Annotated in this window: 12 protein-coding genes; all 12 read left to right on the forward strand. The window is 37.2% G+C overall.

Going from position 1 to position 14,246, the window contains the following annotated elements; genetic code table 11:
* Window position 1: 1 nt before the first annotated feature.
* Entirely contained in the window at window positions 2-1,306 is a 1,305-nt protein-coding gene (locus QM469_RS00270; RefSeq protein ID WP_414275808.1) for an FtsQ-type POTRA domain-containing protein, read from the forward strand.
* Between the two features lie 166 nt (window positions 1,307-1,472).
* A complete protein-coding gene (locus QM469_RS00275) occupies window positions 1,473-1,841 on the forward strand; it encodes a hypothetical protein (protein ID WP_414275809.1) in 369 nt (122 codons plus the stop codon).
* 13 nt (window positions 1,842-1,854) lie between these two features.
* On the forward strand, window positions 1,855-2,316 hold the full coding sequence (locus tag QM469_RS00280; protein ID WP_414275810.1) for a hypothetical protein: 462 nt from the start codon (window positions 1,855-1,857) through the stop codon (window positions 2,314-2,316).
* Between the two features lies 1 nt (window position 2,317).
* The gene (locus QM469_RS00285; RefSeq protein WP_414275811.1) at window positions 2,318-2,989 is read left to right on the forward strand and encodes a DUF2786 domain-containing protein; all 672 of its coding nucleotides are present in this window, start codon (window positions 2,318-2,320) and stop codon (window positions 2,987-2,989) included.
* Window positions 2,990-3,023: 34 nt separating this feature from the next.
* On the forward strand, window positions 3,024-3,206 hold the full coding sequence (locus tag QM469_RS00290) for a hypothetical protein (protein ID WP_414275812.1): 183 nt from the start codon (window positions 3,024-3,026) through the stop codon (window positions 3,204-3,206).
* Window positions 3,206-4,330, forward strand: coding sequence for a replication initiator protein A (locus QM469_RS00295; RefSeq protein ID WP_414275813.1), 1,125 nt, complete (start codon window positions 3,206-3,208; stop codon window positions 4,328-4,330). Before QM469_RS00290 ends, QM469_RS00295 begins: the two co-directional genes overlap by 1 nt.
* A 392-nt stretch (window positions 4,331-4,722) precedes the next feature.
* Window positions 4,723-5,040 carry a hypothetical protein gene (locus QM469_RS00300; protein WP_414275814.1) on the forward strand — a complete coding sequence of 106 codons (318 nt, stop codon included), beginning with the start codon at window positions 4,723-4,725 and terminating at the stop codon, window positions 5,038-5,040.
* Window positions 5,041-5,230: 190 nt separating this feature from the next.
* A complete protein-coding gene (locus tag QM469_RS00305; RefSeq protein WP_414275815.1) occupies window positions 5,231-7,828 on the forward strand; it encodes an SEC10/PgrA surface exclusion domain-containing protein in 2,598 nt (865 codons plus the stop codon).
* A gap of 142 nt (window positions 7,829-7,970) precedes the next feature.
* Entirely contained in the window at window positions 7,971-12,674 is a 4,704-nt protein-coding gene (locus tag QM469_RS00310) for an SspB-related isopeptide-forming adhesin (RefSeq protein ID WP_414275816.1), read from the forward strand.
* A 71-nt stretch (window positions 12,675-12,745) separates the two neighbouring features.
* Window positions 12,746-13,165, forward strand: coding sequence for a hypothetical protein (locus QM469_RS00315; RefSeq protein ID WP_414275817.1), 420 nt, complete (start codon window positions 12,746-12,748; stop codon window positions 13,163-13,165).
* 80 nt (window positions 13,166-13,245) lie between these two features.
* Window positions 13,246-13,473, forward strand: a complete 228-nt coding sequence (locus tag QM469_RS00320; protein ID WP_414275818.1) for a hypothetical protein — start codon at window positions 13,246-13,248, stop codon at window positions 13,471-13,473.
* Between the two features lie 9 nt (window positions 13,474-13,482).
* Window positions 13,483-14,232, forward strand: coding sequence for a conjugal transfer protein TrbL (locus QM469_RS00325; protein WP_371560896.1), 750 nt, complete (start codon window positions 13,483-13,485; stop codon window positions 14,230-14,232).
* Window positions 14,233-14,246 lie beyond the last annotated feature (14 nt).

Raw genomic sequence — 14,246 nt, forward strand, 5'->3', positions numbered from 1 at the left:
GATGTCAAAGGATAAGAAACAAGAGCCAACGCAAGGCAAGGAATTGTCAGAGTGGCAAAAACGAAATCAAGAATATCTTCGAAAAAAGGCTGAAGAAGAGGCCAACTTAGCTAAAGAAGAAGCCAAGGGAGATTCAGGCAAAAAGGAAGTTTCAATAACTTCTGATGCAGAAACTAGCTTATCAGAGTGGCAGAAGAAAAACCGAGAGTATCTGCGCAAAAAGGCTGAAGAAACCAAAGAAGAGCAAGAGTCAGATATATCCGAAAATACAGAGGAAGCAACGGAAGTAGATCCTAATAGCGAAGAGCAGAAGGAGCTTATAGCAGATGAGTCCTCGTCTGAACTTGAAGAGGAAGCAGCTGAAGCAGAACAAGTGGAAGACCAGGCCGAAGAATCAGAAGCAGCAAAAGTAGAAAAGGTAGAAGAAAAGAAGGTTAAAACCAAGAAAAAGGCTACCAAGCCTTCTATTCCTAGAGTTCATATCTGGCGTGCTGTTACGATTCTAATCCCGAGTTTGCTTTTCTTGGCCTTTTCGATCTATCTCTTGACGCCCTTCTCAACTCTGAAAAACATAGAAGTCACTGGGACAGTAGAGACCAATGCAGATCAAATCAAAGAGGCTTCAGGGATTCGTGATAGTGACTATACCTTTAGTCTACTTCTCAATAAAGACAAACATGCTGAGATGATTAAGTCCAATCACTGGATTGAATCTGCTAGCATTAACTATCAATTCCCGACCAATTTCACCATCCAGGTCAAGGAATACGGAATTGTAGCCTATTATGTTTCTGGAGAGGATCATTATCCGATTCTTTCTAGTGGGACGGTGGAAACTAGTCCAGTTAGCCTAGTCAGTCTTCCAGAAACCTATATGTCTGTACTCTTCAACGATGAGCAGCAAGTAAAGACCTTGATTGCCCAACTGGCTGATGTTAGCCCAGAGATTAAGCAAGCGATCAAAACGATTGAATTGGCTCCAACTAGTGTAACCAGTGATCTACTCAAGATTACCATGTATGATACGGATGAAGTTTTGGTTCCTCTATCAGAACTAGGTAAAAAATTGCCATACTATAGTAAGATTAAACCTCAATTGACAGTACCAAGTGGTATTGATATGGAAGTTGGGATCTATAGTTATAGCTTGACGGATAAGGCTTTAGAAGAAGCGAGAATCAAAGCTAAAGAAGAGGAAAAGAAGAAGCAGGAAGAAGAAAAGAAAAAACAAGAAGAGCAAGGGAATCAAACTCAGAATCAAACACAAACTCAAAATCAAACAACCCAACAATCACAGAGTCGTTAAGTTTGAGATGATTCTGTTGACTTGATGATGAGTCATGTTTTCTACAAGTTCAATCGCTGGGTAAGTGTCTAGAGTTTTGAGAAATGCAAGAAACATATAAATATATGTAGAGAACGAGGAAATTCGTTCTCTTTTTTCGTTACCAAAATTAAAGAAAGGAGAAAAAATGTCAGATAATATTGAAATTGTTATGGATATTGATTCGTTAGAAATTTTCGATGTAATAGATCTTGATAAGAATGAAAATATGGTTGATTGTATCCCTGAAGGAAATTCTGATGAAAAAGTATCTGTATACGATGATCTCAATAGAGTTTGGCTTGGAGATGGCTATTACTATAGACCTTCTAGTCTTCTCTGGAGAGTTATAAAAGATGATGTTATTCATGAATTATATCCTAGAATTAAGCTTGGCACTTATCCTTACTCCAGAAGAGCGAGAGATGGAACTTGGGGACAGACTAGACAATTGACTCAGGACGAAGCCTTGTGGTTGACTCTGGAGTTTAATCCAGAATTGATGGGATATGTGTAGGAAGGAATAATGCATGGAAGCTGGAATTTGTAGACGATGTGCTTGTAACTGGGTTACACCTTGCATCAATGAAAAGTATGGTCCTTGTTGGTGGGTAGATAAAAACAGAACGCTGTGTAGTCACTGTTTTTATGGATTTAATGATGAATCTTGTCAGACAAAAGTTTATTACAGACCAGGGCATGATTGGCTTGAGAGAGATTGGGAATTTGCTTGGGAAATTCTGACAAATTCAAAAAGTCATTGGGTATATGATATGGAACATGATGTGTTGTGTGTGGTTGGTTTAGGAGATCATATTGGAGCCGTTAGATTTATTGTAAGGAACTTTTATGGACTTAATCGCATTTATCGTGAGGAGATTCCTAAATGGCAAGAAATTATTGGGAATAATATGATTTTTTATAATGCAAAGGTTAATGATTCAAAACATTACGCTAGTTCTTTGCCTAGAAAGTATAAACATGTGGATTGATATGGATAATAAAATTATTGAGAAGATACAAAATCTTTTAGAGTTAGCTTACGATGCACCAAACGATGAAGAGGGGCAGACTGCCCTTCTGATGGCTCAAAGACTTATGGTGAAGCATAATCTTTCTATGAATGATTTAACGAATAGTAAAACTCAAAAAGATATTAGTGAAACAATAGGGACATGGGAATATAGACTTCCATGGTGGCAAGAAAAGTTGGCAGGTATTTTAGGTGAAAATTTTAGATGTAAAACGATAAGAAGACGACTTCACGAAGATGGCATCACACAGATAATTTTCTTTGGATATCAATCTGATGCTGAACTTTGTAGTAAGGTTTACGAAGGTGCGCTCTTATATCTTAAATATCGGTTGAAACGACTTTCCCCTACAGTCTCAAGAGCAAGATGGAAAGACTATAAGAAATCGTATTTACTCGGTTTCTTAAACGGAGTAGATCAACGTTTTCAGGACCAGGTTCAATCATCAGAAGAATTTGGTTTGATGGTAAAAATCCCAGCAGAAGTTTTGGAAGAACAACGACTACGTATGGGGAAATTAGAGAGTAGAAGCCTAAAAATCGAAATTGAAGTTGATTATGAGGCTTATATTGCTGGTTTTGAACACGCAAAAGAGACTAGGTTGCTATCAGAAGAATTATTACAAGTATGAATATAAAGTGGCTTACTTAAAGAAAGGATTACCTATGAAACAACACCAAACAAAGGTCTCAAGATTGACTAGAGATGTAATGATTTTCGATTTGATGAATACAATGGGATGGACTAGAAGTCGTGCTATTGCAGCTATTGAAGAGTTAGAACGAACTCATCTTGTCTCTTTTCCTGAAGCTGGTGGCTTGAGGTTACAAGTTGTAGGAGGATACTAATGGCAGATATCACGATTGATCAACTAGCTACTTTAACTTTTTATCAAATTCCAGAAATCTTTTTCACTCGTATTCAACACAATGAGAACGGCTATGTCAAATTGACTAGTTCCTACACGAGTCTTTCATCTGATGCCAAGTTAGCTTATGGGGCTCTCTATAATCGTTGTAAATTAAGTATCAGTTCATTCCAGAAGGGGAATAGAGATTACGTTGATGAAAACGGAGCGGTCTTTCTAATTTTTACAGTTTCTGACTTGATGTTACTACTTGATAAGGGAAAGATGAAGGTTACTAAGATCAAGAAAGAACTGCAAGAACATGGTCTCTTACGGGAAGTTAGGCAGGGACTCAATAAGCCAAATAGACTTTATCTTCAGCTAGTAGATGCTAATTTAGAAATAGTGGAGCACTATTCAGCTGATGGTGAGTTACTGAAGAGGGTTAATGCTTTTGGTAAAGTTCTCTATGAAAAAGTACCCCAAAGCATTGGTAATAGCGAAAGTATCAAAAATGGACGTCCGCAAAATGGACTTCAAAACGTCCACGAAGCGGACGGAATAAATACAGAGAGGAGTCAGACAGAGTCCTCATACGATACTAATCGATACGAGGGCGAGTCATCTTTATCTGGTTTATCAATTTCTGAAGCATTTAAAATGGGGCAACATGGTTTTCTTTCTCCTAAACTAGTTCAGAAACTCAGTTTATTTGGAAAAGATGCAAAAATTCTTGAAAATAAAATCTATCAAGTAAAACGTCAAGTTGAGAAAAATTACAACAACCTCTTAGCTGATCAGGAAATTTATGGAGAGGTTTGGCTACAGGATCTTGAACGTGAGCTTGATAAATTGATTTTCAAAATCAAAACAGGAGAGGCTGAAGGAAAACCAATCCAGAATGTCCCAGCCTACTTTTACAAAATGATGATGCGTTTCTGGAAAATGGCTCTACTTATCGAAAAAGAACAGGGCTTTATGGAGGTATCAGGACAAAGTGAGCACGCTAGAAAATTCCCTGATGAGTGTCCTAGTCTGATTGCATACTATTATCCAGATAAACTATCGGAGACGAAACTGAATCAATATTTAGCTGAATTGTCTAAGAACACCGAAACATGTTAAAGGAATGAGAGTGGACTTTATGGGGTGTTTAATAACCAAGAGAGAATTAACAGAGGGCAAGCTATGAAAGCAGCACCTTACCAATCGGTTCCATATTTCTAAAATACTTGACCTGAGCAAGTCCTAAAACTACTCTTGTTCTTTGAAAATTGAATATCCCCACTGTCCCGATTAGCGCAGTCTAGGCATAAAAAGAAGAACAGGGGCGGTGTGTATCTAGAAACTATATCTAGTGCTGACTGCATTATGTAAAGTCACGGTTGACTTGTCCCGTAAGACGAAAGAGTTTGCGATTTCTAAACTAAAAATCGTGCGTAAAAAACACAGTAGAGATGTACGGCATCAACTCGGCATGGCTGTAAATCAGCCTTTGATTCAAAAAGGAGGACAATATGAATCAAATAAAATCAACTAGTGAGGTTACACTCACTGACTTAAGACGACTAGGTTTTCAAGGTGATGCAACCGCACGGCTTGCAAGTGGTGAAGAAATGAAATTAACTAGTAAGTATGGTCTTATTCCAAAAAAAGGATATGTGGCCGGAAAACTTCAAACCGTTGAAATGATTGCAGAATACTCTAAAACCTATAGAGATATACGCACTATTAAACGTGGAGATATTTTAGTTGCCAGACGAATTAAGCAAGGTAATAAAACTATCTTACAACTAACCGGTAAAGGTTATCACCGACCTAGCGGTAAAATTTAACAGATAGAGCCTCATCTATCTGTTTCATCAAGGAGAGGGAATCTAATCTGTTCTAAACGTCCTATCTTTGATTAAGCGGATAGATGAATGAAAATCAGGAAAAAATTGAGAAAAAACTCTAAAGATGGTAAAATATAAGTATAAAATAAATATTTTAAGAACGTTTTTTAAACAAAAAAGGAGAAATCAAATGGAAATCATGAATGAAGTTAAGAAAGTTATGTTGGCTAGTGTTATCGCAACCGCAAGTGTTGGAGTAACGACGCAAGTTACTGCAGAAGAGGTAAAACCTTCAGACCAAATTTCAGGGAACCAACAAAAGACAGTAACTCAAAAAACAGTTACAGAAACTGATGTCGCTATCTCCAAAGAAAAAGTGGAACAGGTAAACGCAGTTGTAAAAAACCAGGAGGAGATTGTAAAATCTAATCAAAACGAGGTAAACGATGCAGAGAAAGTAGTTGGAGAAGCTACAGAAGCTGTTGCTCAAGCGGAGAAAGCTGTCCAGGAAGCTACTCCTAAAAATATCCAGGATGCAAAAGAAGATGTGTCTGTAAAAGAGGCTGCTGAGAAGAAGGCTCAAGAAGAACTATCCACTTCTAAAGAGCAACAAAAGCTAGCTGAAAAGAATGTTACAGATCAGGAAGCAAATGTCAAAAAAACTACGAGAAAGCTTGATGACAAAACAAAAGAAGTTACAGATGCAGAACAAATTGTAGCTGAAAAACAAGCTATTTTAGACGGCACTGGAGTTGCAGGCATTGTTGCCAATGCTGAAGCAGCTAAGCGAAACTTAGAAATGAGCGAAGAAGCTGAATCACAAGCTCGACAAGATTTGCTACTTGCTAAAGAATCAGATGATCAACGTGCTTCTAAACTGAAACAGGCCGAAGCAGAGGTAACGAGTACTGAAGGAACTAGGTTGGTGAAAGCGAAGGAGCTAGGTCAAGCAACCACTCAAGCTATTAACGCTGAAAATCAGTATCAAGTAGCTAAAGAGAATCTATCTAAGGCTCAAAGTATCCTGGATAGTTTGACAACGACCTCTATCACATATCCTGCTGGCTATGTAGAAGCTCTAAAGGCTTACTTCAATAACCCCACTGAAGAAAATTCAAATAAGTTACAAGAAATTGCCAAGAAAGGAATGACCGCTGCTGGATTTAGCTCGCCAGATGGTGGTGAGACTTATTACGGTAATCCAAACTCTCCATTTAAGCAGAGTGAAGCAGATAAAAAGACTGTGATTGCTGATGTCAATCATTTATCTGCTGAAGTTCAAGATGAACTTGCCATTTTCAATGCACATTTGATTAATGATTTCCGTCGATTGATGGGAACAGATGATATTCCAGTCTTAGTGAATCGAGATATGCAGAAAGTGGCACAGAAAGCAACTCAACTATCTACTAATCAGTACGGCCATGACCTAGATGCTTTGAACACTGTTGCGAAAGAAGTTGGTTTAAATCAAGGTAATCAAGGTCTGCTTGCTGAAAACATTGGCTTTCAAAATGCAGGTGATGTAGTAACATTAGCTGATCTGAAACAACAGGCATACGAAAACGTGATTATGATGCTGTTTTATGATAAGCATGCTAATTGGGGCCATGCTTTAAACTTTGCAGGACTTGATCGTGAGTCGGTTACGATGCAGTATATTGGTGTAGCAACTCGAAAGACAGATCTTGGTTTGATTGCGATGCACTATGTTGGAACAGATTCTAAAACAATTGATTTGCTGAAAAATGGTTTCCATCAAAATGTTAAAGTTGACACTAAGAACAATCTAGCTAGTCTTCAGGAAAGAATTCAAGTAGCTAGAAATTCTGTGGCACAAGCTCAGGATACTTATGAGACTGCGAAAACGAATCATAAGGATGCACAAGCTAGAAAAGAACAAGCACAGACAGAATATACTCAAGCAGAAGTTACTGCGCAAAATGCAGTGACTAATCGTAATGATATTCAGAATATTACTTTAAAAACTCCTGAAGCAGAAGATAAGTTAAAGAAGGCGGAAGCAAACCTTGAAAAAGCTGGCTTAGAAAACAAACAAGCGCAAGAGGCTTTGGAACAGTTGAATGCAGACGTGCAAAACAAACGTGAAGCACTTGCGTTAGCTAAAGATAAACTAGCTGAAAAACAAACTGAATGGAAATCACTGAATGAAGCATTGACAGCTGAGAAAGAGGTATTGATTGCTAAAGAAGGTGAACTTACTCGAATTAAAGAACTTGTCCTCAATCGTCAAGCCTTACTTTCAGAAACAACTGAAGTCTTGAAAACATCAAAAGAGCGAGTGGAATTTTTGAAGAATGCCCCTCAACTTTTAGCAAAGGCAAAAGTGAATCTTGAAGTTGCTCAAAAAGTTTTGAAAGAAAAGAAATCAGTTCTTGAGTTAGCACTATCAAAACTAGAAACTGCAAAGACAGAACAAAGAAAGGTATTAGAGGCTCATAAAGAGTTATTGTCGGATTATCGTGATTATCTGGAAGCACAACAAGAAATTAAGCATCAAAAAGAGTTAGAGGCTCAGAAGGCAAGTATTGAGCAAGCTGGAGGTCATCCGATTCCAGTGATTCAAAATGGTAAGATTGTAAAGTATGTGCAAGATCAAGTTAATAATCAAGTTGCAAAAGTCAAAGATCCAGTCTATCAAGCACCTGCTGCAACATACGAATTACCTAAGACAGGAGAAAAATCTTCTAGTCTTTGGTTCTTTGGAATGGTAACTATTTCACTTTTAAGTTTGTTGAAAATCAAACGAGGATCTAAGGAAAATTAAATTAAGTAAAGTCATCAAGGTTTCTTGGTGACTTTTTTGTTGGAGAAAGAAATGGAAATTATATATTTTAGAGCGAGAGCTCCTTCAAATTATGTCCAAAGTGAATAATATTGAATACTGTATTAAAAATTAAGGAGAAAAAATGAAATTTAATAACGAGACACGAGCATTCGGTTCTATCCGAAAAACACGACGATGGGGGACGTGTGGAGTGATTCTTGGTCTAGCTACCTTAGGCTTGATGACTAGTCCAGTTAGAGCAGATGAACGAGTAAATCCAAATCCTGCTACAAATGCGAAAAGTTTACAAGACTCCCCAACGGTGGATTCTACAACCGACCAAGGTAGTGCAGAAAAATCAACAGGTTCTGTTGAAGTCACTGTTAACCGAGAGAAAGTAGAGTCTGCGGTATCGGCTGCTAAAGAAGCAGGTTTAATTGTAAAAGAAACTGAAGTTGATGGTGGTTTGGTGACTAATTCTGATGAGTTAGCTAAGAAAACTGCTGAAATTGAGTCTACTTATGAAAAACAAGCGACTACTGTTGTAGATGAGTCTAAGAAGTACAAAGAGGAAGTAGAAACTCGTAAAGAAGAGATTCAAACGATTACTACTGAGAACAAGGAACAACAAGACTCTTATGAGAAAGCAAAAGCTAAGTATGAAAAAGATTTAGCAGAAGCTACAACTAAAAATGCTCAGATTGATAAAGAAAATCAAGAAAAGAATGAGCGTTTAAAAGCTGAGAGAGAGCGTGTATCAAAAGAGAATGAGCGTATTAAACAAGAAAATGCGCTTGCCAAGTCTAAATATGAGAAGGCTTTAGCTGATCAAACAAAGAAAAATGCTGAGATTGATAAAGAAAACGCAGAGGCTAAGAAAGCTTACGAAGAAGCTTTAAAAACATGGACTGTTGAAAAAAGTAAGTCTGATGCTGATTTAACGAAGTATAAAGAGCAGTTGGCTCAGTATCAGAAGGACTTAGCTGAAGCAAAGCGTAAAAACGAAGAAATTGCTAAGAAGAATCTTTCAGATAAAGATGCTTATGCAAAAGCAGTAGAAGCTCGTAGGAAAGAAAATGAAGCTATTCTTCAGGCTAATAAAACTGCTTTAGACGCTTATGAAAAAGCTTTAGCTGATTTAAAACTTAAAAATGAGCAGATTGATAAAGATAATGCAAAATCACAAGATGAGTACAATAAAGCATTATTGAGGTATCAAACTGCTCATGCTCAATACGAAAGTGATTTAGCTGACTATAACCGTAAGTTAGCTGCATTGAGAACTCAGAGAGTTCAAGGTAGTGCGAATGGTGTTACTATTTATGGTGAATTTGATGAATCGAAGCGTGGTTCATTAGAATATTACTCTAAGCTGACTGCGGTTTTTGATTCAAGTGTTCCTAATCTTGAGGTTGTAGATGGTGCTTTGGGTGCAAATGTTAATACAACTATGAATTTAGATAAGGATTTGCAACACGATAGATTAGAGAATAAAGATTTCTATGGTCATTCTGATTCTAAAGGAACTTATGGTGGTTATGTAATCACAGGTATCAAACAAGGTTCTACCTTCACTTTACATAATGTTGGTAAAACAAAAACGGGAAAAATAATTTCTGCAAGATTTGTGGCTCGTAATAATCCTATACCAGAGCATAAAATTGCAGGCAACCCTTCAACTTATACTCGTTTGAATGTTTGGTGGAATAAAGCTAAAACTGACACGGAGACTTCTTCAGTTAACTTCAACCCATATAATTACTTTAATGTTGAGTGGGATATTCATTACTATGATGAGAAAACAGGTAAACCTATCGACTTAGGTTCAGTCTCTATTTACTCTGACTTAGATCATAGACAAGCTGTAAGACATACTTATGGAGATGATAATACAGGCGCTGTAATCAATCCATCAGATTCATCTGTTAAAGAAACCACAGTCAATGGGAAAAACTATTGGATGGGTGTAAAATCTGATGGTGTGTATAAGGAAGATGATCCAAGTGGGTTGAATCGTTATAAGGCAGGTGATCCTTACTATACCGATGTAGATGATTACAATTCTATTCCAGAAGGGTCCATTGTAAGTGTTGGTCATGGTTCTGTTCAACACTTAACGTACTTAAGTAATGGAAATAAACCTTTACATACTTATACTGAATCGCAGTCAGCTTCTTACCGTAAGTATTGGAATGATGAGCGTAGAGCTAACGGGCAACCAGAGGATAATGATGATGAAATCTTTTCATCAGGGTTTGCCTTCCAACTTTGGGGTGGTCGTTCTGTGGTTAATCAGTTAGTTCCACCGTCTCCGCTAAAAATACCAATTCCACCAAGCTTAATTCAAAAGGATAAGGATACTATTGAGAAACCTACACCTAAGCCGTTATTACCAGAAATTCCACCAGTATCTGATACAGGTGAGGTTCCTTTGCCAAAAGAACCTCCTAAACCAGACGAATTTACAAACCCAAGACCAGATGAACCAGAGTATAAGGAGAAGGATAAGACTCCATTGACACCTCCTACGGAGAAACCTTTATTAGCCTCGCCAAAAGATGAACCAGATAAACCTCACGTTCCTATTCCGAGTGAACCTCCTACACCGGACTTAAAGCCTGTGCCAAATGAGGTGGCACCAAGAGAAGTTGAAGTTACTTACACTCGCTTGAGAACTACGCCTACTGTAGAAAAGTTAGTTAAGAACTCTGCAGGTACAAATGTAAATAATTCTTCAGTACCTAAGTTATCAGAAGTTGTTTGGGAGTTAAAAACTAAACCTCTAGCGGCAAACAGAGAAGAAACTACAATTTACGAACTAACAGACAACTTACCTCAAGGGTATCGTTTAGATTTAGCAAAAACTGTAGCTCAAAACCAAGACTTTACTGTAACCTATGATAAAGCTAAACATCAGTTAAAAGGGTTATTGAAGTCTGAAGGTTTAGCTAAAGTTAATTTGGATTTAACTAAAGTATTTACCGCACCTGTTCTTAAAGTGTATGGTACAGTAACGAATGATGCTGCTACTTATAAGAACAACTTCCGTTTGAATTTGAATAATGAATTTGAGTCTTATTCAAATATTGCTAAGGTAACAACCCCAGGTAAACCGAATGATCCAGACAATCCGAATAATAACTTGATCAAACCTCTCAAACACAATCATAATAAGGATGGTGTTATCATCGATGGAAAGACAGTTCTAGCTGGTTCAACGAATTACTACCATATAACCTTGGATTATGATCAGTATAAAGGGATAAAGGCAGATCCATCTGCTATTCTAAAAGGCTTTGGTGCGATTGATGATTATCCAGAAGAGGCAGTGACTATTAATGAATCAGATATTCGTTATATTGATAGCGAAGGAAAAGAAGTTTCTGGTATTTCAGTGTATCAGTATGATTCTATTGAAGCTGTTGATAATGATAAAGTTAAAGCCTTTCTAGATAGTTCTGAAATTAAGCCTAAGGGAGCTTTCCAAGTATTTTTAGTGGATGACCCAGAAGTCTATTTTAACCAATATATCAAAGCAGGAAAATCTGTTACAATTATTGATCCAATGGTAACTAAGGAAGAATTGCGAAATACAGGAAAATCATTTGAGAATACGGCTTACCAAGTTGATTTCGGTAACGGATATCAAACTGATACAGTTGTAAATAATGTTCCTACTGTTAAACCAACCAAAAAGAATCTTAACAAGGAAGGTGTTAACATCGATGGGAAACAGGTCTTGGCAGGCTCTGTCAACTACTACAAGGTAACGGCAGATTATAGCCAATACAAGGGCATTGAAGTAGATAAAGAACGTATTGGCAAAGGGTTCTATATCGTTGATGATTACCCAAAAGAAGCTGTTACGATCAATCAAGATGGTGTTCAAGTAACGGATTCTAAAGGTCAAGTAGTTAAGGGGTTGAGAGCTACTATATATGAAAGTCTAGACAAAGCTCCAGTAGGAGTTCAAGAATCTTTGAAAGAACAAGGATTTATCCCCAAAGGAGCGATTCAAGTATTTGAGGCGGAGAATCCAGAAGAATTCTACAAGACCTACGTGCAAACTGGAGAAGTTCTGACGATTACTAATCCAATGACTGTTAAGAAGGAATTGGGTCAAACAGGTGGTAAGTATGAGAATACAGCCTACCAAATTGATTTTGGTATGGCTTATGTAACTGAAACTGTAGTCAATAATGTTCCGAAGATTGAACCTAAGAAAGATGTGGTGATTGACCATCTAAGTAAAGAAAGTTTAGATGGCAAAGATGTCAAGCTGAATCAAACGTTTAATTATAAACTAGTTGGTTCCTTGATACCAAAATATCGCTCAGAACAGTTATTTGAATATAATTTTAGAGATGACTACGATGAAATACATGATGATTATCAGAGTATCTATCAAGTATTTGCTGCTGTAGATTTTGAAACAAGTGATGGTCAAAAATTCAAAGCTGGTGATGAATTAACTAAGTTCACCAGTCAAGTAGTAGATAAGGCTAAAGGTAAAGTAGATATTAGCTTTGATGATGCTTTCTTGAAGTCAATTTTAGAGACATCAGAGTTTCAAGCAGAAGTATATCTACAAATGACACGCATTCAGTCAGGAACAGTAGAAAATACTTACTATCATACAGTTAACGGTGTGGAAGTTGTTTCCAATACGGTTGTGACTCATACTCCAGAAGAGCCAAAAACTCCTGAAGAACATCCGCAACAACCAGAACGAAGCTTGCCTTCAACAGGGGAGAAGGACTCTGCAGATTTACTATTGGCTGCTCTAGCAATGGGAAGTGTTGCTACAGGCTTGCTCTACAGCAAGCGTGAGAAAAAAGAGGCTTAGAATACTCTAGGAACCTTTAAAATAAGCTATTTTTATGGTATAATAACGGTAAATCGTGGAGGAGTAGAGTTATGAAATTAGGGAATGATTTTTCCTGGCTGTGGGTAGCTATCATTAGGATTTTTACAGCTCCCTTTTATATCGTTCTTTGGTGTATTAATGTTGTGAAATCCACTATTGGTATGTTTATTCTTTGGGTTATAGCTAAAATATGTATAACAATCGTATTGATTGGGGGAATGGCAATCATTCATCATCTATTCAATTTCCCAAGCGAAAACATAATTGATAATATTTTTGGATGGTATACACCGCATATTTTAGGAATGTCCCATGATTCACTTATTACTGCTGGTCAAGTGGTTGATGCTCCAAAAGGAGGAGGGTTATTTTTCCCATATCCGAATTTTGAAGTTCCAATTATTATTGGCCTCAGTATTCTAGTAGCTACTGTTCGGACGATTTATCGTGAAGAATTTGAAGAATTATAAAAATAGTATTGTGTTTGGCACTGTAGAAATCTCTGCAGTGCCTTTTGTTATAAAAATAAAATTAAAAGAGGTAAAACAAAATGGAACTCATTACAAAAATTATTACTGGTCTAGGTGCACTCGGAACAGTTACAGGTCTTATTTGGATCTGGAATGGTTCATATGACTTTCTCCAAGGAAGAAAGAATAATGATAAGCAAAGGAAAGATGAAGGTTCTGATTCTATGACTCATGGTGCATTTCTGGCCATATCTTCTGCGGGAATTTCAGCCACAATCGTTGCAGCACTATCTCTAATAAAATTTTAGGAGTAGCCTATGAATTTAGATATTAGAGAGCTAACAAGCTCTCTTTCTAGTTATAGCTCTGCTACAAATCAAGCTGTAAATATGATGGCTGATGCAGTCAGACCTATTGGTTATATCCTTTTAGCTCTTTTTTTCTGGTTTGAAATGGTATCATGGACGCAAATGGTAAAGTCGAGGGGAGGTGCATTAACACAGAAGATTTGGTTAGAGGCTTTAATGAAATATTTATTTGCTTTAATCATGATCTCTGCCTCATCTCAAATTTGTGATGCTATTCTGGAATTACTTAATATTGTTGTGAAAGTGATTGCTCATGTAACACCTACCGTTAAAACAACCATTGATTCTAATATTTCTGGTGGGAAAGGAATGATTGAAAAAGCTATCATTACCTTAGTCGGAAAAGCTGTAAGTGGAGTGGCTAACATAATTTTAGGGATTATTGTTTTCCTACGTTACTTGGATTTGTATATGCTTAAAGCTATAGCTCCATTGTTAGTAGCGTTCTTTATGATGGACTCGTTACGATCTGTTACGATTAATTTCTTGAAATACTTTGCGGCCTCTGCCCTTATTGGTGTCATCCTAATTATTGTTTCTGTTGTATATGATTCGATTGTTGCAGCAGATATCCTAAAGGTTACGACTGGTTCCAGTGATTCATGGGGAACAGCCTTTGCTTCAATTGCCAAGGGGGTTATCTATATTTTTGTTATGGTTGGGTCTAGTCGAAAAGCCAAGCAACTTTTAGGAGTGTAATCCATGTCTAGAAA

It is taken from the genome of Streptococcus infantis (genome assembly GCF_047464215.1).
Classification (GTDB): Bacteria; Bacillota; Bacilli; order Lactobacillales; family Streptococcaceae; genus Streptococcus; species Streptococcus infantis_P.